At 49.6% G+C, this 21,981-nt stretch carries 19 protein-coding genes and 2 pseudogenes; 4 read left to right on the top strand and 17 right to left on the bottom strand.

Translation table 11 applies throughout. The features are described from left to right. Positions 1 to 85 precede the first annotated feature (85 nt). Complete coding sequence (locus BLP91_RS10860) at positions 86 to 1,177, top strand: alanine racemase (RefSeq protein WP_091570792.1); 1,092 nt, start codon at positions 86 to 88, stop codon at positions 1,175 to 1,177. Positions 1,178 to 1,189: 12 nt separating this feature from the next. Further along, positions 1,190 to 1,951: pseudogene (locus BLP91_RS10855) on the top strand (N-acyl-D-amino-acid deacylase family protein); the annotation flags it as partial. Between the two features lie 86 nt (positions 1,952 to 2,037). On the opposite strand, the gene BLP91_RS17560 reads toward BLP91_RS10855, so the two are convergent. Beyond that, on the bottom strand, positions 2,038 to 2,295 hold the full coding sequence (locus BLP91_RS17560) for a sodium:solute symporter family transporter (protein ID WP_143003532.1): 258 nt from the start codon (positions 2,293 to 2,295) through the stop codon (positions 2,038 to 2,040). 288 nt (positions 2,296 to 2,583) lie between these two features. Continuing rightward, on the bottom strand, positions 2,584 to 3,675 hold the full coding sequence (locus BLP91_RS10850; RefSeq protein ID WP_091570786.1) for a PQQ-dependent sugar dehydrogenase: 1,092 nt from the start codon (positions 3,673 to 3,675) through the stop codon (positions 2,584 to 2,586). Positions 3,676 to 3,974: 299 nt separating this feature from the next. Between BLP91_RS10850 and BLP91_RS17555 the strand changes: the two genes are divergently transcribed. Both BLP91_RS17555 and BLP91_RS10840 read left to right on the top strand, forming a co-directional pair. Next, a complete protein-coding gene (locus tag BLP91_RS17555) occupies positions 3,975 to 4,193 on the top strand; it encodes a DivIVA domain-containing protein (protein ID WP_091570784.1) in 219 nt (72 codons plus the stop codon). Next, positions 4,153 to 4,269 (top strand): DivIVA domain-containing protein, encoded by a 117-nt coding sequence (locus tag BLP91_RS10840; protein WP_425412214.1) that lies wholly within the window; start codon positions 4,153 to 4,155, stop codon positions 4,267 to 4,269. Before BLP91_RS17555 ends, BLP91_RS10840 begins: the two co-directional genes overlap by 41 nt. 91 nt (positions 4,270 to 4,360) lie before the next feature. Here BLP91_RS10840 and BLP91_RS17165 read toward each other — a convergent pair. The 15 genes and pseudogenes from BLP91_RS17165 to BLP91_RS10760 all read right to left on the bottom strand — a co-directional run. Beyond that, positions 4,361 to 4,659: pseudogene (locus tag BLP91_RS17165) on the bottom strand (IS3 family transposase); the annotation flags it as partial. Between the two features lie 181 nt (positions 4,660 to 4,840). After that, on the bottom strand, positions 4,841 to 5,893 hold the full coding sequence (locus BLP91_RS10830) for a galactitol-1-phosphate 5-dehydrogenase (RefSeq protein ID WP_091570775.1): 1,053 nt from the start codon (positions 5,891 to 5,893) through the stop codon (positions 4,841 to 4,843). A gap of 253 nt (positions 5,894 to 6,146) precedes the next feature. Then, complete coding sequence (locus tag BLP91_RS10825; RefSeq protein WP_091570771.1) at positions 6,147 to 7,178, bottom strand: zinc-binding dehydrogenase; 1,032 nt, start codon at positions 7,176 to 7,178, stop codon at positions 6,147 to 6,149. A 41-nt stretch (positions 7,179 to 7,219) separates the two neighbouring features. Next, positions 7,220 to 8,479, bottom strand: coding sequence for a galactitol-specific PTS transporter subunit IIC (locus BLP91_RS10820; protein WP_091570769.1), 1,260 nt, complete (start codon positions 8,477 to 8,479; stop codon positions 7,220 to 7,222). 79 nt (positions 8,480 to 8,558) lie between these two features. Beyond that, positions 8,559 to 8,843, bottom strand: coding sequence for a PTS sugar transporter subunit IIB (locus BLP91_RS10815; protein ID WP_091570766.1), 285 nt, complete (start codon positions 8,841 to 8,843; stop codon positions 8,559 to 8,561). Positions 8,844 to 8,858: 15 nt separating this feature from the next. Then, entirely contained in the window at positions 8,859 to 9,332 is a 474-nt protein-coding gene (locus BLP91_RS10810) for a PTS sugar transporter subunit IIA (protein WP_091570764.1), read from the bottom strand. Between the two features lie 37 nt (positions 9,333 to 9,369). After that, positions 9,370 to 11,421, bottom strand: a complete 2,052-nt coding sequence (locus BLP91_RS10805) for a BglG family transcription antiterminator (protein ID WP_091570761.1) — start codon at positions 11,419 to 11,421, stop codon at positions 9,370 to 9,372. 336 nt (positions 11,422 to 11,757) lie between these two features. Continuing rightward, positions 11,758 to 12,894, bottom strand: a complete 1,137-nt coding sequence (locus tag BLP91_RS10800) for an NAD(P)/FAD-dependent oxidoreductase (protein WP_091570858.1) — start codon at positions 12,892 to 12,894, stop codon at positions 11,758 to 11,760. A 151-nt stretch (positions 12,895 to 13,045) separates the two neighbouring features. Then, positions 13,046 to 13,792 carry a hypothetical protein gene (locus BLP91_RS10795; protein WP_091570758.1) on the bottom strand — a complete coding sequence of 249 codons (747 nt, stop codon included), beginning with the start codon at positions 13,790 to 13,792 and terminating at the stop codon, positions 13,046 to 13,048. A 345-nt stretch (positions 13,793 to 14,137) separates the two neighbouring features. Continuing rightward, entirely contained in the window at positions 14,138 to 15,370 is a 1,233-nt protein-coding gene (locus BLP91_RS10785; RefSeq protein ID WP_091570751.1) for a dicarboxylate/amino acid:cation symporter, read from the bottom strand. Between the two features lie 128 nt (positions 15,371 to 15,498). Then, complete coding sequence (locus tag BLP91_RS10780; RefSeq protein WP_091570748.1) at positions 15,499 to 16,935, bottom strand: SLC13 family permease; 1,437 nt, start codon at positions 16,933 to 16,935, stop codon at positions 15,499 to 15,501. Then, positions 16,932 to 18,122: a glycerate kinase family protein gene (locus BLP91_RS10775; protein ID WP_091570746.1), complete on the bottom strand. Its 1,191-nt coding sequence runs from the start codon at positions 18,120 to 18,122 to the stop codon at positions 16,932 to 16,934. Before BLP91_RS10775 ends, BLP91_RS10780 begins: the two co-directional genes overlap by 4 nt. 146 nt (positions 18,123 to 18,268) lie before the next feature. After that, entirely contained in the window at positions 18,269 to 19,429 is a 1,161-nt protein-coding gene (locus tag BLP91_RS10770; protein ID WP_091570743.1) for a mannitol-1-phosphate 5-dehydrogenase, read from the bottom strand. A 2-nt stretch (positions 19,430 to 19,431) separates the two neighbouring features. After that, positions 19,432 to 19,869, bottom strand: a complete 438-nt coding sequence (locus BLP91_RS10765) for a PTS mannitol transporter subunit IIA (protein WP_091570740.1) — start codon at positions 19,867 to 19,869, stop codon at positions 19,432 to 19,434. Positions 19,870 to 19,871: 2 nt separating this feature from the next. After that, positions 19,872 to 21,971, bottom strand: a complete 2,100-nt coding sequence (locus BLP91_RS10760) for a BglG family transcription antiterminator (protein ID WP_091570738.1) — start codon at positions 21,969 to 21,971, stop codon at positions 19,872 to 19,874. Positions 21,972 to 21,981 lie beyond the last annotated feature (10 nt).

The raw sequence follows: 21,981 nt of genomic DNA, 5'->3' as shown, positions 1-21,981 counted from the left end.
GATAACCAAGGAAGATAGGTGTTACTCTTCGGAATATCCAAATACATCTTGTATAACCCACCCTAAAAAAACAGGAGGTACACCGATGTTGGAAACACCCTGTCTCGTCATCGACCCGGATAAATTGGCCAACAACATCCACCAAATGGCGGAAACGCTTCGCCCATACAACGTAAAGCTTCGCCCCCACACCAAAACTCACAAAATCCCGCGGATCGCTAAAAAGCAACTGAACGATGGTGCCGTCGGCATCACTACTGCCAAAGTTTCCGAAGCAGAGGTGATGGCTCAGCACGGGCTCTCGAACATTTTTATCGCCTACCCCATCATCGGTGAAACCAAAATTGAACGCGTTCAGCGATTAAACCGCATGACGGATTTGACCATCGGTGTAGACAGTCTGATGGGAGCGGAGAAACTCTCAGCGATGGCGGAAGCTGATCAACGCCCCCTCCAAGTTCGCCTGGAAGTGGATACCGGATTGAAAAGAACCGGCATCCCCTATGATCAAGCCGTGGAACTGGCTCAGGTGATCCACAATCTCCCCGCCCTCCGTTTAACCGGGATCTACACCTTCCGCGGGGCGCTGCTTCAAGGAAAACCTACCTTGGACTTGGAACGGGCCGGCATCGAAGAAGGCAACATGATGGCTTCCCTGGCAAAGCGGATTCGGGAGCAGGGGGTTCCCATTCGCGATGTCAGTGTAGGTTCAACCCCTACCGCTGCCCACGCCGCGAAGGTGGACGGGGTAACCGAAGTCAGGCCCGGCACTTATGTGTTTTATGACCGAATGCAAGCCCAGCTGGGAGTCTCCTCCCTGGATGATTGCGCTGCATCGGTTCTCGTCACCGTGGTAAGTCGGCCTTCAGATGATCGCATCGTGATCGACGGGGGGAGTAAAACCTTTGCCACCGATGTGCAGCCAAATACCCCCCCTCATCACATGACCGGGTTTGGCCACGTGGTGGGCTATCCGGATGTCGTATTCGAACGGATGACGGAGGAACACGGCATGTTGAAAGTGACCCCGGACCATTCCTTTCAAGTCGGGGACCGCCTCCGGATCATCCCCAACCATATCTGCAGCACCGTCAACCTGCACAACCGGATCTACTTAGAGAAAGACCACGGTGAATACGAAGCTTGGGAAGTAAGCGCGAGAGGCCATCTATCCTAGGAGGGAACATCGATGCTGGACCTGGTCATCCAAAATGGACGGATCATTGACGGGACGGGAAACCCCTGGTTTTTCGGCGATATCGGGGTGAAGGATGGAACCATCGTTGAAGTGGGACGTGTTCAACAAAAGGGACGACAAAGGATTGATGCCTGCGGTCAGGTGATCGCACCCGGATTTATCGACGGCCATTGCCATTCGGATCTCATGATCCTCGATCACCCCCATAGCGAAATCAAACTCCAACAAGGGGTCACCACGGAAGTAATCGGCAACTGCGGCTTGGCACCAGCACCTTTTTTCAGAGAGCACGGAGAACTGCTGCGTAGTTATGTTGAGCCGGTCCTGGGAAAAACCGACTGGGATTGGCCTTGGGAAACGGTTGGGCAATATATGGACTATGTCAAACAACATCACCCCTCCGACAACTTGGCGACCTATGTCGCCCACGGTGCCTTACGAATCGCCGTGATGGGGTTCGCTGACCGGCCTGCTTCTCCAAAAGAGATCGAAGGGATGAAAAAATTACTGGAAGAAGGGCTGAAGGATGGAGCCATCGGCCTGTCCATCGGACTTCTTTACGCTCCTGGGAGCTACACCTCCAAGGAAGAGCTGGCGGAATTATGCACAGTCCTCACCAAATATAACGGCTTGTTGTCCACCCATATTCGAGGGGAAGGAAACAACCTACTTCCCTCAGTAAGGGAGGTGATCTGGATCGCGGAAAAAAGCGGTGTCCCCCTCCACATCAGCCACCTAAAAGCGGCTGGCAGGAGAAACTGGGGCCAGGTGATGGATGCGATGAATCTGATCGATGATGCCCGGGCCAGGGGATTCGATGTCACGTGCGATGTTTATCCCTACGACGCCGGTTCCACAATGCTAACCACTTTGCTTCCTCCTTGGGTGCTTGAAGGAGGAATAAAGGAGGTCATTCCTTTTGGCAAGGTTTCTGAGAAAGCGTGGATTCCGCCTACCTTGACCCATGTGAGAACGGTAAGTGTGACAAATCCGACGAACAGGATGATGCCTTGAATCACATCGGTATAGACGACGGCGAGATAACTCGGTTTTTTAGCCTTCCATGCGGGTAAACTCCTTTGCCTATTTTTTATCATTCTAGTTCCATACACAATACATTTGAATCATTATGGGCCTGTGTCGAGCCTTTATGACAGCAACCTTGGGTATCTCTAAGCTCAACTGCGCCCCCTTTTGCATTCCTGGCGTAGATCAGTCCCTTGATCGCTATGCTGTATGGGTATTTGGGATTTAAGATTGAATATGTACCGGATCTCCCCCACAAGAGGAACTGGGTGAATACGAGGAGAAGTTGCAACGGGCCTCCGTTTAAGAAGATCCCAGGTGAGTCTCCGGTCTGATCGTGATCACCCGCTCTCCCCCATTCACGGCGCTAATTTAAACAACCGATCGTCCCCTTTTTTGGGACTTCCCCTCCCATCGGTGTTGTTGGTCAACACATAGAGAGTTCCATCTACAGCGACGATATCCCGCAAGCGCCCCTTTCCCGTAAAGATCCGTCCAGATTCCTTTTTGCCCGTGGCGAAGAAGCGCACCTCTTCTCCGCGGAGTCCGGCGATGTACAACTTCCCCTCCAGAAAGGTCAACCCGGAAGGCGCCCATGTGTCTTCTCCCGACTGGTACTGGGGAGAGATCATTCCCTTCCTTTTCTCATCTCCGGTGATGATCGGCCATCCGTAGTTTTTACCCGCTTCGATCCGATTGATTTCATCCCGGCCCGATTCATCACCCGAGGGGCCATGTTCCGCACTGTACAGGACACCCTCCTCCGTCCAGGCCAGCCCTTGCGGGTTGCGGTGTCCATAGCTGTAGACAAGGGAGTCGGGAAAAGGGTTGTCCTCGGGCACAGATCCATCCAAGTTCATGCGGAGAATCTTTCCCGCTAGACTGTTCCGGTTTTGCGCATGCTCCTCCTTTCCTGCATCCCCCGTCGTGATGTATAATTTTCCATCTGGACCGATTCCCAGCCGACCCCCGTTGTGGATAAAGCCGCCTGGGATTCCCTCCAGCAACGCTTGTTTCTCCTTCCAAACCCCCTCCTCCCGTTTGAGGAGAATCAGTCGGTTCCGCGTCTTTCCCTCATCTCGGTAGGTGTGATACGCATAGAGCTGACCATTTTCCTCAAACTCCGGATGGGCAGCGATCCCGAGAAACCCGCCCTCACCCTCGTGGTGAACGGCCTTTTTTAACCTCAGCTGTCGCCGTTTCCACTTCCCCCCTTCCCGCGGCAACTCGACGATGGCCCCGCCGCGTTCGCTGATATAGATATGCTGTTCGGTCACCACCAAGGACCAAGGGACCTGCAACCCGGTCGCGATCTCCTCCACCTTTCCTTTCTTCTGCTGGGTTTCCCGTTGTTTCGTCTTCCCTGTTCCCTCCGAACCGGTCCCCGGATCAAGAGGTCCAGCGCAGGAAACTGCCAACAACAATGTCAGAACCACTCCGATCCACCGCATACGAATCCTCCTTTCTGATCGAACTACTATTATATCTATTACCCTTCGAGGAGGCAGTTTTCCTGGTGGAATAGAGAAAAGCCGGCTCTTGAACACAAAACCGTAACAAAATCCTGCTTTGGTATTTATTGGGCAGAATCAATATGCCCCACCCGCAACAATGTCGAAATTTGAACTGAAAGAACCTTACATTTGAACTTACTTTCGCAGAAGGCTGGATATTTTAAAATATCTGGTGGTGTGGGGGTTACATCATAGTAATCATTCAAGGAAAAGGGAGAGAATAATAAGATGGCCCCCTGGAGCTTCACAACCAAGAGTTTCACCGAGCTTTTCGCGGTTATAATCGTAAAGAAGTGGATGCTTACATGCGGAAGGTGATCGAAAGCTATGAAATCTTGGTCCGGAAAGAGGAGTGGACATTGGAACAAGGCGTGCCAGTAATTCCTGGGGGCAAACAGTTGCTAACCCCTCGACATCCACAACCAAGAGTTCAAGCGAATGCTCTGGGGCTATGATGTGGACGAAGTCAATGATTTTCTGGATTGGGTGATTCAAAGTATCGAACGGTTGGTTAGGGAAAAGGAAGCGTAGGATCCGAACGAAGGCCCTAATGGGTACAGATTGCATCTGCCACATCCGAAGAGGGCCTGCCAAGGTGAGCATCGATCGAAAAAAGTCCTTCCTTATTGTTGTACAAATCCTGCACCACCGATAGATAAGCAAAGTCGTTCCCGATTCGAACGTAGGTAATATCCGTCACGAGACGAAGCAACGGAGCCTCGGCGGTAAACTTTCGATTCAACCGGTCCGGAAAAAGGAGAGATGCCTTCCGTCCGTAAAAGACCGTTTTTTGCGAATGACCGAACGGATTCTAAGCTCGCGCATCAGCCTACGGACACGTTTTCGGATGGCCACGGTTCCTTCACGTCAAAGAACGGTGATCATTCGAATATACCCGTAATACGGTTGCAGACGATAAATTCAAGTCCATATATCTGTGTAAATTCTCCCCTTTAGCAGAAGCCACCATTCAAGGTAGAAGCTGAAGGTTATTTTCTTGTTTTAAACGTTGGACACTGCGGACTTGAAAAACTCCGTCCCACACCGATCCTCCTTGGGTCCCACCATCCACATTCCAAAACTCCAAAGGCTGATGCGCTTCTTACCTGATCTCGGGATAAAACAAAACCTTTACATAGGATCCTTTTTTATTGATTATCTGATCAAATGTTTCAGGACCTTCTTCCAATTTCAACCGATAAGAAATCATGGGCTTTACATTAATTTGACCCGTACTCATATAGTGAATAGAAGAATTCCATTCTTTTCCTGGAAATGGAGAGGAAATAGCATTCCATGATCCCAACACTCTCAATTCGTTTCTCACTATTTTTTCAAAGTAGAACCGTTCGATATGGACATCTGCATACGGGATACCCATAAAAACGACCTCTCCGCCTTTTTTTGGCAAAGCGAGAACCTGTGCGGACGTGATTGGGGATCCCGCTGATTCTACCGCTAAATCAACACCGTTACCATCTGTTTGCTCCAGAAGCTGTGTATGAGCTGGATTTTCTAATGAATTGATTAATATGTCCGCTCCAACTTCTTTTGCAATATCCAACTTGGAATCATCAATATCAATCGCATAAACTTTTTTTGCACCAAATATTTTTGCCCATTGAACAGCGAGCAGTCCAATGCTTCCGCACCCCATAACGGCTACTTCTGCACCTGGCTGAATACGTGTGCGGTAATATCCATGGGCAACAACGGATGAAGGCTCAATCAAAGCAGCTGTATCGAAATCAACATTGTCCGGAAGTGGGACGATATTTTCTGCTGGCAACTTCACATATTCTGCATATGCACCGGGGTGACGTGCACCGATGACAGTTAGCTTTTTGCAGCGTGATAATTCCCCTTTACGACAACTTTCACATTCACCACAATAGAAAGTCGGACAGGCTGCAACACGGTCTCCCAGCTGAATACCTCGAACCTCTGATCCAATCTCTGTCACTACTCCTGAAAACTCGTGACCAAATGTCATGCCTTCCACATAGGGTCCCAATTTTTTGTATCTGGAGATATCTGAACCGCAAATTCCGACTGCCTTGATCTTGATGATTACTTCATCCGCTTTTTTGATGACGGGTTCAGGTGATTCTTCAAAACGAATATCCTGTTTTCCATAAAGGTTAAGCGACTTCATTCCTATCAGCCTTTCAAGTGTTTGGCTTGGTCTTGCTGAAAATTAATTTATATAATGCGAAGCCGACGATCAGAGTGTTAAAAATGAGCTGGTATTCGAAGTAAAAATCACTGATGGCTCGAAAGGGGCCCAATATAAAATCCAAAAATGTATTTACCATTTTCCACCCTCATTTTTTGGTTTTAATAGGGTATAATCAATAATATTGATCCATTCTTGCTTTTCCACTTTTAAACGCCTCCCTTCACCTTTCTTAATCAACTGGAGTCAATAAGACTTTGATCGCTTCTCCACTTTTAATGACTTCATATGCTTCGTCCCATTGAGTAATATCAAATTGATGGGTTACCATCGCTTTTGCGTTCACACTTCCATTACTCATCAACGCAAGAGAGGGTTCCCAGTCCTCCGGTTTCTGACTTCTGCTTCCGACGACACGGATTTCTTTTTGAATGATCTTTTCCAGATCGAATGGAATTTCCGGTTGAGCAAAAAGTCCAACCTGGCCATACTCCCCCTTTTTACGCAGCAGATCAAGTCCTTGTTTTGCTGCAGGAACTGCACCTGAACATTCGAAGACGACATCTGCACCATAGCCGTCTGTCAGACTGTTAATCAGAGCTTTAATATCTTGTTCCTGCACATTCACCGCATAGTCGATCCCTAATTCTTTTGCTTTATCCAAACGGACTCGGTCGTTGCTTAAACCTGTGATAATCACTTTAGCACCACGACTTTTGGCAATCTGTGCACAAAACAAGCCAATCGGGCCCGGTCCGATGACAACGACAAGATCACCTTCGTTCATTTCCGTTTTTGCAACTGCGTGATGCGTGCATGCCAGCGGTTCTGTCATTGCCGCTGATTGAAAATCCACATTTTCAGGAAGGTGATGAACACTTTCTTTACGGGCAACTAAATACTTCGCGAATCCGCCATCTTGCTGTGTACCAAGCCCTTTTCGATGATTACACAGATTATAGTCACCGGACTTACAATATTCACATTCTCCGCAGATATAGAAGGTCGTTTCTGAAGTCACCCGATCCCCGGGCTTAAATTCAGTAACACCCTCACCGACTTCAACGACTTCACCGGAAAATTCATGTCCTAAAGTGACGGGTACACCCACTTTATAATGTCCTTCATAGGTATGAATGTCCGAACCACAGATCCCTGCATATTTCACTTTAATTTTTACTTGATCTTTACCTACTTGCGGTTCCTCTTTCTCTTGAATTTCCAGATTGCCAAATCCGAGTTTCGTTTTTACCAATGCTTTCATTTTCGGCTCCCCTTAATCATGATTCATTGAAGTGAGCGATGTTATTGAAACAAACTAAATAATTTATAGATGAGCCAGTTTACCAAATTACCTCCCTGGTCAATGCTTGAGATCTTAGCGGAACCTTCAGGCATATTAAAATCAGCATTTATCGCCATTTGAGTAAAGATTTGTGCAACGTCCGTTGCCATATACAGTGATAACCCAATCATCACAGTACCGATGATGACCGAATGAATAATATTTCCCCTGGCAGCCCCCACAATAAAGGCAACAATGAACGGAATCGTGGCTAAGTCACCAAACGGCAATAAAGCATTTCCCGGTAAAATGACGGCTAGTACAACCGTAATAGGAACAAGGATGAGTGCCGTTGAAATCACCGCAGGATGACCCAGCAATACGGCGGCATCGAGTCCGATATAAATTTCTCTATCACCAAATCGTTTGTTTAACCACTGACGTGCTGATTCTGAAATAGGCATTAACCCTTCCATCAGGATCTTAACCATACGGGGCATTAGTACCATCACAGCAGCCATTGCCATACCGATTTCAATTACCTTACCTGCGCTGTAACCTGCAAGAAATCCAATTGTCGCACCTAAGAACAATCCAATGAAAATCGATTCACCAAAAATACCAAAACGTTTTTGAATGCTGTCAGGATCCGCAGTCCATTTTTTTACACCGGGGATTTGTTGAAGTATTTTAACTAAGAATATTCCTGGCGCATAGGAGATGGTGCTGCCGGTTGCAACGGAAACGCCTGGTAATTCGTAGAACTCGCTAACCATAGGTGCGGTCCAGTCAGCAACTTTGAGGCAGACAATCTGGAATATGACCGCTGCAATAAGAGCTTGGACGATACTGCCTGAAAGGGTATAAACCATCGCTGCCATGAATGTATAGTGCCAAAAGTTCCAAATATCCACATTCATGGTTTTGGTCGTTTTTGTAGCAAGCATGATAACGTTCACAATTAAACCCAATGGAATGATAAACGCCGCAACAACAGATGCCCAGGCAATGGATGATGTAGCCGGCCAACCCACGTCAATAACACTTAACTCAACACCTAACCGCTCCACCATCCCTTGTGCTGCAGGCCCCAGATTTTTCACAAGGAGATCTACCACTAAGAAGATACCGACAAAAGCAACCCCGATCGTTAACCCAGAACGAAATGCTTTACCCGGTTTCTGGCCAAATAATAAACCTAACAAGAAGATGGCAACGGGCAAGATGACGGTGGCTCCTAAATCTAAGAAAGCTTTTATAAAATCAACAAAACCCTGCATGTTTTGTCCCCCTCACATTTGAATGCGAATCCCGATTTCTTATTTGAAAAGAAATCGAGATTCACTTTTTGTTAACATCCTATTTTTTAAGCTCTTCCAATATCTTCTGTTTGGTTTCTTCAACCCCGATACCCGTCAGAAAGGATCGGGCATTAATAACGGGGAATGGATATTCTTTTTTCGTCATGGCTGTTGTCACCAATAAATCAGCAGTATCAACATAACTCTCTACCTCAGCAATCTTGATTTGAACCAAATCCACTTTAATGTCATGTTCTTTGGCCATTTCTTCAATTGCACCATTCACAACAGTGGATGTTGCAATACCTGCTCCACACGCTACCAATACTTGTTTCTTTTTCATTTTTACACATCTCCTTTAAAGAGTGATTAAACTTAATTTTTCTTCCAAAAGCTGTTTGATATTGGTTTTGTCTTTTGCTTCTACCAAACTTTTTAATGTATCTTCATCTTGGAAGATATTCGATAAGCTTTGCAGCAAGGATAACTGGGCATGCGCCTCATCCATTGCCAACATAAACACCAACCGAACGGGTGTCGTCTTACTGTCATCCCCCATAACACCAAAATCAACAGCATTTTTCAAAACACCGACACTGATCGTTTTACGATTGACGTGCTCAACATCTGTATGTGGAATTGCTACAGCAATCCCTGCAGTTGGAAGACCTGTTGGGAATTCGCCTTCTCTGGCAATGATGGCATTGATAAAACTTTCTTTGACAAGACCTTTGCTTACTAGGTGACGTCCCATTTCTGTTAGAACATCTTCTTTTGTATCACCTTCCAAATTCAGGTGAATAACCGATTCATCGAAATATAAATCACTCATTTTCACACCTCATTCAATATGGTTACCTGCCGCTTGATTAATCGGTAGAATATAATTTGACTATTTCATAGATCTCTTCAACCGTATCCGTGTTTATCAAACGATTTCGGTCTTTTTCCGAACTGGCGAGTTTCATTAATTGCATCAGTGCATGGATATGCCTCTTCTTATCCACGGCAGCGATTACGATAACAAGGTGGATCACATGGTCCGTTGTGAATTTCACCCCCTTTTCCAATCGCAAAAGGCTCATTCCGACTTCATGGACACCTTCTTCCGGAGCTGCATGTGGGATTGCAATATTCGGGCCGATTACGATGTAGGGGTCCTCTTCTGTACGATGAATCATCGCTTCCACATATTCCGGACCAATTTTACCTGTTTCAACCAATGGCTGTGCACTGACCCGAATGGCTTCCTCCCAGGATGCAACGGAATTTTTTATCGTTATATACTGCGGAGAAATCAATTCATTTAAACGAATATCCTTGCTGCCGATGTTTTGTTTAACGGATGAGTCTTCATCTCGGTTAAGATAGTTTTGCAAATCCTCTTTTAAAGCTTTTTCATCTTTGATCACGGTGTGATTGTTTATAATGTCGATTAAATGATTCACATGAATGTCTTTTGGGATATATCCGTGTAATTCCAGCATGACTTGTTTTCGCAGGCGGTATTTTTCCTCATGTCCAAGGAATGCTTTGCATTTGAACAATTTTTTGTCCGTTTCAAGATAGATCGGTGAGAAGACAATATCGTAATCCAAACGATAATCCAGAAATTCGCGAACGGATAAGGAATCAAGGAATATAAACTCGGGAAACAGTTCCCTTAATTCGTTAAACATTAATTTTGAAACGGAAACACCCTGAGGACATACAACGATCGCTTTTACTTTTTTCTCTATGCTGTCTCCTTGTTTTGTCATCCACCCACCAATCAGCATCGTAATATAGGCGGTTTCATTTTCAGGGATGCTGTTGCCAATCAAAGTTTCTAATGGGCCTGTAGATCTTTTTACAAGATGATGCAGTTCCTTAAATTCTTTACTCAATGAATCTTGTATATTGATGGTTTCTGTAAGCTGATATTTTATTCGATAATAAGCAGGCTTAATATGCTGCAACAATTTGTTCAGCAATTGCTCCCGGTCCCGCAGATATATACATGCACTCTTCTCAAAAAGACGTAACATATGGTCGATCGCTGGAATTAAGTTCGGGATCGCATCATCTTCTGTTAAATATTCTGACCAATATACATTTGTGGTCAATAAATGTAGCGTGATGAACAAACGTTCTTCCACTGGGATTTGCTTGGCGTCATAGAAAATTTCCTCTGTCGCCTTATACTCTTTCGTGTTTGCCAATTCCTCATATTGAATGGAAAAGGAATGAACTTGCTTTCCTTTCTCTATTCTTCTCAGAACCAGTATAAGAATGTAGGGCATGGTTTCGATTTTTTCGTCGGTAAATTTTAGATTTAATTTATTCTCCACGTTTTCTATGCGTCTATAGATTTCATTGATCTGTTCTGAACGGATATGGGCTAACTCTTTGATCCTGCTTTTTCCACCATGCATTTGCAGGATTTGATAGGTTACATTGATAAGCAGTTTTCGTATCTGAAACTCTTTACCTTCTAGTAGATAACCAGACTTTCTTGAATATCGAATGCTCAAATGATAATCATTCAAATAGGTTTGTACCTTCTTTAAGTCCCTAAGAACGGTATTCTTACTAACACTCAACTCCGCTGTAAAGTGGGTAAGTGAAAGCTCTTCTTCACTGCTTAAGAGCATCATGATAATAAGATAGACGCGTTGATTCACGGACAGAATGGTGGAGCCCACCGGTTCTTCTTCACCATTAAGCTTCGTAAAGACGGCTTGATCAATTATAAAATGCCCTTGTCTTGTTCTTTCTATGGCAGGAAGGTTTTCGGTTATGAGCCACTCATTGATATAGTTGAAGCAGTAGCCAAGTTGTCTACGACTTAAGCCGTATTTCTTGGCCAAGGCCATACTCGTGATTCTCGGATTACTAACCAGTTCAGCCAAAATGGTTTTGCTTCGATCACTAAGTGACAAACGCGTTCCCTCCTTCCACATTGATTGTAGCACTCAGGACCTACATAATGAATGCGTTTTCATCCCATATCAGTGGACATTCATTGTACATCATTGTGATTTACATTGGAAAACACAGATTATGCGTGATTATAAGTAGTGAATAGGCGACCATTTGGCACGGAATCTTTCTTATCTTGTGATGCATTGAATGAAAATACCGGGTTTAACAGACCGGTTCCGTTGGATGATAGCTCGACAGCCAGGGGAACGAAAAGTTGCCAACACCGATCAGTCGAACTAATGGTGTTGGCAACTAATATGAACGTGAACAATATGGTGTGTTCATGGCTCTTTTTAATGACTCTCCGCTTTCATCTCAATCTGACGCAAGGGATCGTACGCCTTTAAATCCAAAGCGGGCGATTCGCGCAAGGACAGGGAGGCGGCCAGCAGGCCGACGTAGGGACCCATTGTTAAACCGGAGGGACCGAGGCCGGTGGCGATAACCAAGCCGGGAAGTTGTGGGACGGTACCGAGCAGGGGCAAATGATCCGGTGTAACTGGACGGAATCCGACACGTGTCTCAAAGATCGTGCCGTCAGCCAATCCCGGTGCAACTGACAGAGCTTCGTTCAATACTTCTGCCATCCCTCCCGCTGTTCTTCGGTAATCGAACCCGGTATCATCTTCCCGAGTCGCTCCGATCACCACCCGGGAATCGTCAAAGGCTAGCATATAGTGACTCCCTGTCGGCATGACGACCGGCCAACGAGCGGTGTCTACATTCCCCGGCAGTTGCAGATGGACGATCTGCCCCCGCTGAGGAGCGACCGGAACGGCTACGCCGAGTCGGTCCAACATTTGCGCCGTCCAGGCCCCCGATGCGGCCACAACGGCATCCGCCTCTATTTTTTCATCCTGGACACGGATTCCCGTCACACGGGAACCAGTCATTTCCGGTTGGGCATCTCCCTGCTGCACATGGGCACCATGGCGTTGGGCAGCCCGTTTCAATGCCTCTCGCAGGCTAGAGCCGTCCACTCGGGCGGCACCGGTGATATGGACGGCCCCCACATCTTTCCGTAAAGGCGGAAAATACCGGTGGACTTCGCCAGGGGCAATCCGAGTGATTTCACCTATTTCCTGCGCTTCGGTTTGATGGCGGTAAGCCCGCGCCTCCATCTCGTCCAGTTCGTCAGAATCCCTGCTGATAGCGAGCGCCCCTACTTGACGGAAACCAAAATCGACCTCTCCACCTTCCCTTAATTGAGACACCAGACTATGGTAATAGCGGGCGCTGTCACGTGCTAAACGGTACCAGTCCGGATCCTTGGATCGGTGGGAAATCCATGGAGAGACAATCCCGGCCCCAGCCGCAGTAGCCTGACCTTGATCCTCTCGGTCAACCAATACCACCTCTACCCCTTGCCTCGCTAAATGATAGGCGGCACTGACACCGACGATGCCCCCGCCAACAACGACGACCTTCATACCTTCCACCTGCTTTCATCCTAAGTTTCTCTTCATCAATATCACAAATTGCTCCATTTCTCAAAAGAATTCCCTGGCACAGCCACCATGGAAGTGCCAGGGAAACACCGTACACACCGATGATCCATTCTCTTCACTAGCGGATCTTTTTTTACAGATTTCCACCCAAGATGGCCACATTCTGATCCTGTGGAGCAAACCCCCGTCCGTTCCACTTCAGTGTCGTCTGGATATATCCCAGTCGGTCGGCGTTATATCGGCCGGCGATCGCCTGAACGGCTTGGAGTTCATAACTTCCATCCCGGTTAAAATCAATCGGATACAAACCGGAGGCGGGATTAACCCAGCCTTCGATCGGCTCCTTCAGAGTCCCATTTGGACGATAGATTTCCGATACGTATTCTTTCCCTTTGTAGTGGAGATCTAGTATAAATTTTTTCCGCAACCGAGAACTGGTCACCTGGACTTTATACAGGTTTTCATAGGAGACATGGTACGAATACGCCTCGTTAAAGCTTTCGGAATCAAAGATCGGCCTTATTTGCCCGTTTATATTCGAAAAGACATAGGCGTATATCCCTCCACCGCTGCCCCCGGTGTCGATCTCTACCAATATGTCATCCACGCGGTTCCCGGTTAAATCACCCAGGAAAAGGGTCGGATTGTAGCCCATGTTGTTTTTCATGGCGATCTGCTGGTATTGGTGGGTGCGGCCGTTTTGTACAAGCAACGTGATATTCTGCCAGAGGGGACTGTCCGGAGTTTTCGTACCCGTCAGCAAAACCCGGTCGATCACATGATCCCCGTCAACATCCCCGTACTTGACAGCCACTGTGACGGGAGCTTGGGAAAGGCGAGAGCCTAAAACCGTATGTTGCGGAGTGAAGGGCGGATACATGGTTTTAACCTCCTTGTTGTTTCCCGCGGGATCTAACATCTATCCTATGCCGGAACCACTCTTAATGTCCTCCTGCAACAAAGAATCCGGTCACCGTCAAGCGGCCGGCTTTACAATGCTCGGTGCTTTCCGGATTCACCTGCAAGGTCACACCCACCTCTCCATCTTCAGCCGGTTAGGATATACAGCATTGGTGGTATGAGGCTTCTCAAGGGCCAAGCGGTACCCGTCCGGGTTTTCACAACAGGAAGATATCCAAGGAAGCCGATACCGACCCAACTCCGATGTGACCTGGGCTTGATCCTCTCAGTTAACCAACACCCCTTCCACCCTCTGCCTCGGTTTTTACAAAGTCCGTATCCTTTCCCTATCCATCCATCCCTTCCCCTCGGTCCATCGGGAGAGCAGCATGCCGGATACCGTGTCGCCGCTGGCGTTTACCATCGTGGCCGGGGGATCGACGACGGTGCCTAGGACGGCCAGGACCGGCAGCGCCTCTGGAGGAAAGCCGTACATGGTGACGATCAACATTTCACCGATAAAACCGCCGCCGGTCACCCCAGACATCACCATTCCACTCAACAAGGCGATACCGATCGCAGTCAAATAGGTTCCGATTCCCTCAAAAGGCAGGTGGAACAAACCGAATAGGAAGGAAATTTTTAGAATCGCACTCAAGCAAGAGCCATCCATGTGAATCGTGGCGCCTACCGGCACGACTACATCACGCACCTCCTTCGATATACCCAATTGGGCCGAAGCAGTCAGGTTGGCGGGAATGGTCGCCACACTGCTTCCGGTGGCCAATGCGGTGACAGCCGGTGATAGGATCACCCCCCAGAAGCGGCGCACACCTTCCTTCCCTCCCGCAATCCAAGCGTAGAGCGTAAAGAAGAGAGCAAAGTAGAGTAAAGCCACCGGATAATAAACGAGAACTGCCCGAGCATAAGAGCCGACCAATTGCGGGCCGAACTCCCCCACAAGGGCAGCAAAATAAGCCCCCAAGCCGATCGGAGCATACCATAAAATGAGTCCCACCCACTGAATCAGTACCTGTGACAGGGCTGATAAGCCCCGGGCAACAGGGATCCCTTTCTCTCCAGTTTGACTGACGGCGATTCCAAAAAGGGCCGCCATTAAGATCAACGCCAGCATCCTTTCCTTTGACAGGAGATCACGGAAATCGGGAGCGGTCACCGTTTGGACCAGTTGTTCACCTAGGGTGACCTCCTTCATATCCCCCTGCGCTTCCAAGGGGATGTGAACACTTTCAGCCGGGTTGAACAATTTTACAGAGACCAACATCAATAGCGAAGCAATCAAACCGGTCACTGCAAAGATCAAAAGCATCCCGCCCATGATCCGACCCAATCGTTTCAAGCTGGACATATTGGTGATGGAACTGCTGATTGTCACGAAAACCAGTGGAACCACCGCCACAAACATGAGATTCAGAAAAATATCTCCCAAGGGTTTCAGCACGGCGGATCGCGGTCCCCATATCAAACCGATGACGCTGCCGATGAGGATGGCAGACAACAAGAGAAGGGGAAATCGATAAGAACGGATCCAACCCATAGAATAGCAATCCTCCTTTACGGTCGGTCCAGTATACTTTAACCCCTTTTATACATGAATGACAAATATCTTCCTGTAAACAGGGGCAGATGAAATTTATTAAATGAAAGGACAGGCTCCCCTGTCCTTTACAAGGTTAAGCCTGTCCACTCCCAATAGGTATAGTAAAACAGAATCATCAACCCCAGATAGATGATCGACATGACCTGGCTCAGCCGTCGCAAATCATCGGCTCGGAAGCTTTTGTTTTCATCAAAATAGATCATCAATGCTTTCGAGCTGACGGGGAAAGTGAGACAAAAGTTCATGCCCACCATCATCAAAAATGACATGGCTACCACATCGATCCCTTCGGCCATGCCCAGGGAGAGAAGGGGTGGAGTGAAAATGATCGCTCTCGTCGTATGAGAGGGCAGGTAGAGATGGGCAGTCAAACATATGAGCGTGACCAGCAAGAGCGTCATAAACTCCGACTGGAACAGGAAGCTTTTTGTCATGGCTAACAAATTCCCGACCAGCCAGTCCGCCGCGCCGGTTTCCGTCAAAGAGTCGCCCAGGGCGATCGCCGCCGCCACAAAGAGAATCAGATTCCACGGAACGGATTGGATCCCTTCTTTCCAAGGGAGGGACCCCACTTTTGGGGCAGTGAGGAGTAGGGCTCCGTAAATGGTGACGGTTACCATATCGATCCCGTGAATCGATTCGGTGGTCCAGAGCAACACCATCGCACCCAGAACCATCGACGTGATGCTTTCCTTTTGGGTCAGGTCACCCGCCGGCGCCATCTGTTTTGGGGCTAGAGAGATCCCCCGTGCCTCCCTGTCGAGGAAACGAGTGATAATAAAGAAGCAAGCAACCATGCTGGCCACCAACGCAAAGGGAGCCCCCCACACGATCCATGTGAGAAAGGATATCTCTTCTTCTCCCAAGGATCGCAGATAATTATTGACGATAAAATGAGAGCTGGCTCCCAACAAAGTGGAGCTGGTCGCGATGAGAATGATCGTCGGAATCAGCAGAGATAGCCCCTTGGTTACCTTCTCATGTTGAACCTCCTCGGATAAATCTCGGAATATCGGGATCAACACCGAGGCTCGTCCAGAGGTAGAGGGGATCAGTAGCGTCAAAAACTGAATTACCAAGGTGAGCAATAAAAACAAACCGGGAACGGTCTTAGCTCTAGATGTGAGCAGCAAAGTGACTCGGGCCGCCAATCCCGTTTTCTGCATCGCCGCTCCGATCATGAAAGCTCCGATCATCAACCAGATCACATCTGACGACAGAGAGGAAAATAGTACGTTCTGATTGGTCGCTCCGCTCATGACTAAAAACAAGAGCGCTGCGACAGCCACCCATGAAGTGGGGAGGGAGGTAGCCGTCCAACAGTAAATCGCCACGATAAATGTAATCAGGGACAATCTCCCGTCCACTTGCAAATCTAAGGGCAAAAATGCCAAGCCAAGCAACCCGCCCAATAAGAGCGAGCACCATACCCACTTCAGCATGCTTTGTGACGTGTCCTGCTTCCCTGTCTGCTGCGAAACCCTTGCCTCTGCCATACTCATTGGCCCGAAGCTACCTGCCTCTGGTATTGTGTGGCTGCCAGCTCTTGTCCGATCCAAAGGGTTCGCATCAGACTTTCCACGCTATCTTCCAACCAGGCTTCTGTATTCGCCATGGCTTTCTCCAATGGAACCGGAGATTGCAAGATGCTGGTATACACATCGATGCCGTGGCGGTAATTGAGTCGGGCTCCCTCGCCGATCATCCCTGCAATCGCAATCACCGGTTTCCCGTAACGTTTCGCTCGGGTCGCCACTTCTGCCGGAATTTTTCCTCGTGGTGTCTGAAAATCGATGCTTCCTTCTGCTGTTAAGACAAGATCCGTCTCTTGCAAATACCGGTCCAGATCCAACTGCTTCATAATGATATCATACCGAGGGTGTAGCGTGGCTCCAAGCAAACCGTACAAACCGGCACCCAACCCTCCGGAGGCACCCCCACCTGGAATTTGATCCACGGTATGACCTGTCGTTTTCTCAATGAGGGTCGATAGGTGTTCAAAACTCTTCTCCAATCGCAGCAATTGTTTTTCCGTCGCCCCTTTTTGCCGTCCAAAGACCCTTGTAACCCCATGGGGTCCGCAAAGGATGTTATGCCAATTGCAAGCCACATCGATCGACACCTGCTGGAGACGGGGATCGATGGTTGACAGATCGATCGATGCGATCTGCCCGATCACATGCGCCCCTTCTCGAACATCGATCCGGTGCCCCGACGGATCTAGAAAGCGGACACCCAGGGCCTGGGCCATTCCGATTCCGCCGTCATGGGTTCCGGAGTCCCCACAGCCGATTAAAATGCGTTTCGCTCCCTGATCCAGTGCAGCACAGATCAATTCGCCGACCCCGTAAGAAGTGGTTCGTTCCGGATTCCGTTGATCTCTCGGCACCCATTTTAATCCCGCCGCAGAAGCGACCTCGATTACCGCGGTTTTTGGTGATGAATATCCTAAAAAGCCGATTGAAGCTTCTGTTTGTTGACGGATCGGACCGGTTACCAACTGATGACTGAGGCTCCCTTGTGTCCACTTTACCATGGTGTTCACAAAACCCTCACCGCCATCCACCAAGGGAAGGGAAACCACCTTCGCCTTTGACAAGACACGCCGGATCCCATTTTTCATGCAGATAGCAGCCTTTTCTGCACTGATACTCTCTTTAAACCCTGATGGCACAAGCAAAATCCTCATTGACTGCTCACTCCTTTACTCTGAGTCAATCATAAAGAGCTCAGATTAAGGTTTGGTAAGAAACCAATGAGAAGTTCAGCACAAATGGATGAACAAACACAAAAAAACTTCCCTCCGTCATCACTGGAAGGAAGTTCAGGAATCCTTTAACCCTCTATTTTTTCTTGCCATCTTTGGTACCGTTGGACCACCAACCGCGTCAACTGTGAATCCCGGGGGAGATCGGCGACGATCTGCAAGGCGCCGGCGACACCGTCTCGATCTAGAATTTGCTGCAGTTCCACCGCTTCCGGGTCCTCGGGCTCATCGAAAAAGAAGGCAGCGGCGATTCCGGTGGCCAGATGTTCCGGGGTGATCCCCTCTTCGATCAGTTGGAGGGCGGGGCCGACGAGGCGATCGGTCCGCTTCAGTTTGCGAAGGGGTGAACGGCCGACGCGGGCAACCGGGTCGGTGAGGTGAGGATTCCGGAAGCGATCCAACATGCGCTGGATGTATGCTTGGTGTTCTCCTTTATCAAAATCGTGTTTAGCCACCAATAAAGCACCCGTCTCCTCCAGCGCACCGCTGACGATCTCAGCCACCCGTGAATCTTTGATCGCCTGTTGGATCGTTTCATACCCCAAGATGCGCCCGGTATAGGCGCAGACCGCATGGCCCGTGTTTACTGTGTACAGTTTCCGCTCGATGTACGGTGTGAGGTCATCTACATAGGTAACCCCCTTAACCGGCGGCACTTCTCCCTTGATTCCGGTTCGATCGATCACCCATTCGTAAAAGGGCTCCACCGCTACTTCCAAAAGATCCGTCCCGCTCTGTACGGGGACGATCCGGTCGACAGCAGCGTCGGGAAATCCGACGCGATCGGCCAATTCCGCTTGTTCCGTCGCCGACAGGTGTGCAGCCACTTCCTTTTTTAACAACGTGGAACCCTGCAACATGTTTTCACAGGCGACGACATTGAGCGGGGGAGTCTTCCGCTTTAACCGCAGCTTGATCCCCTCAGCAATCAGTGACGCGATCGCTTTTAACACATGAGGCCCCACTGCCGTGGTGACAAGATCGGCCGCGGCGATCGCCTCAGCCACCCGCTCCGGCTCCGTCTGGCTGTTGAAGGCGGTCACCCCTGACACGCGCACTGCTGACGGCTCTTCGCCTAAGAGCTGGACGGTGTAGCTATCCCGCTCCCGCAGCGCTTCCACCAGGGGGGCTTGCACGTCGACGAAGCACACCTGGTAACCGGAGCGGCTGAGCTGCGCGCCGATAAACCCTCGACCGATGTTGCCTGCACCGAAATGGACCGCCTGCATGCTCAGTTCACTCCTTGGAACATGGCCAGAAGCTCCTCTTTCGAGGCAGCTTTTACCATTTGGGTCACGTTCTCCTCTTCCGAGACAACCAGTGCGATCTTGGAAAGCATATCCATGTGTTCATCCCCTTTACCGGCGATACCGATCACGATTTTGGCGATTTGTCCGTCGCCGAAATCGACGCCTTCCGGCAACTGGACAATGGAGATTCCCGAGCGGTGGATATGCTCTTTCCCCTCCTCCGTTCCATGAGGAATGGCAACGGAATTTCCGATATAGGTGGTGTGAGAGGCTTCCCGTTCCATCATTTTATCGATGTAGGTAGCGTCCGCATACCCCTGATCGACCAAGAGGCCCCCCGCCATCCGAATCGCCTCTTCTTTATCCTCTGCACGGGCATTGAGGAGAACCGTGTTTTCATTTAAAACATCCCCGTTCATATTTACACTCTCCTTTGTTCTTCGATCTTTTCAAACAGACTTCGATTAAGTTGCTCTGCCAGAAAACCGCGAATGCCGCTTTCATCTTTGGATTGAAAAACAGTTGGAGCCTCAACGATGAGAGCGCTGATCCTGCTCAGTGAACCGACGAGGCTTTCCATCCCCGTTTCCGGTGCCAACAGCATCAAAAGGCCCGTCATCTTCATCTTTTCCCCATCCATTCCCTTTAGCTCGATCGGTTGTGCCAAATCATAAGCGGTAAAGGAAGGACGAAGAATCTCGTCAGACCGCGCATGAAACAGAGCCAATCCGGTGCCCGGGATGCCGAGTCCCCCTAACTGCTGCCGTTGCAACAACCGATCGGTCACCGCAGCCGGTTCACGAAGCACCCCCTCTGCTTCCAACCGCCGACAAGCCTGATATAAAACCTCCGAAAGCGTAGCCCCCTCGGAAATCTCCCTGTAAGAAAAGCCTCGAAGGATCATCAGGATGCCGTCCACTGCCTGCCGGAGGCCCTCTAACGTGTCCATAATCACGTCGGCGTCCGAGGCTTCCGTCGCCGGCGGCATGTCTCTGTTCAGCATGCTTGGTCCCGTTTCCTTTAACCGGGCCCGGATACGGGAGAGGTCCTGGTCTGTCAGGTAAGGATGAACACGGAGATAGGCCCCCTCCTCCAGATCCAAAGGGATGGTGGAGAGGATCAGATCATAATCCCGGGGATCCTTACCCGGCCATTCCAAGAAGGAGGCCGTCTCCACTCCAGCGATCTGAGGGAATTCCGCTTGCAGGCGGCTCGCCAGCAATTTCGACGTGCCGATGCCGCTGGCGCAAACCACCAGGGCACGCCGGGGACGCCCCCGCCGCCTCCTTTCCAAGGCGGCCCCGAAATGCATCACCAGATAACCGATCTCCTCCCGGGGCACCGATTTTGATGGGAACACTTCCGCCATCGCTTTCTCTACCGCATCAAATAACACCGGATACTCTTTTTCAATGCGGGGAAGCAGCGGATTGTGGATCGGCAGGTTTTCTCGCAGTCGGTAAACAGCCCGTTCCAGATGAGCGAGCAACCCTTCTGTCAAAGAAGGATCCTCAGCCAGGGAGACACCCAGCTCCTCACCCACACGACGGATCAATTCCCCGGTCTCCTCCACCACCGTTCCGGCGCCTTCCCGGAACCAGTATCCCTGATCGGTGCCCAATTTCGCTCCCCGCAGATGGAGGAGGATATTGGCCACCTCCGCTTCAGGAAAGGTTAAGCCGAGATGCTTGGACAGCCTTTCGGCGATCCTCTCGGCCACCTTTTGCTCCTCTGTGCCCGCTCGATCTTCTATCATGCTCGGGTCAAAGGAGAGCATTTCTCCCTGTTGGATCCGTTCTATAGCCAGGGCCAAATGAACGACCAGCCCCACATAGGCGGCGTCTGCCAGGGAATAGGGGAGGTTTTTGATCTCTTCCTGAACGACACGTTCCACCTGGATCAGCCGCTCCCGCTCCATCAGCCCTAACAACCGTTCGGTAATCGCCCCGGAAAGTTCGGGGGATTGACGAGTGAGGGAGCGTTTCATGATCCCCAGGATCTCCCCTTCGTCAAAATGATCGGCGAGCAGGCTCCGCATCGCTGATCGCCGTTCCTTTTCCCCACCGAGTACCTGAACGCCCCAACCCCGCTGTATGAGCAACGTAAGGTCGAAGGACTGCAACCATACTTGGACGCGGTCGAGATCGTGACGGATCGTAGCCGGGGTCACACCGAGATCCGCCGCCAAGGCAGCCAATTTCACCGGTTCCGATGCATCAAGCAATGTGCAGAGAAGATATACTTCCCGTTCCACCGGGGTGTAGTCCCTTTCCGGTGTGTTGGCCAGGACAGCTCGGAGGGACTCCTCTCCAGCAGCATCCCCCTGAAGAAAAATCCCACGTCCCGCCTGTTTCTGCAGGACGAGACCAAACTCGTCCAGTGTCGACTCGAGTCCGGCGAGATCCCGGTGGATGGTACGCGTACTGACACCGAGGGCTTCCGCCAACTCCGCCACGGTCCAGTGACGCACCTCACCGGTTAACAGACGAAGGAGCGCTCGTTCCCTGGAAGTGAAGTACATGGGGGTTCAC

The organism is Melghirimyces thermohalophilus, from assembly GCF_900102685.1.
In the GTDB taxonomy this organism is placed as follows: domain Bacteria; phylum Bacillota; class Bacilli; order Thermoactinomycetales; family DSM-45169; genus Melghirimyces; species Melghirimyces thermohalophilus.
This window is presented reverse-complemented; position numbering and strand designations above follow the sequence as displayed.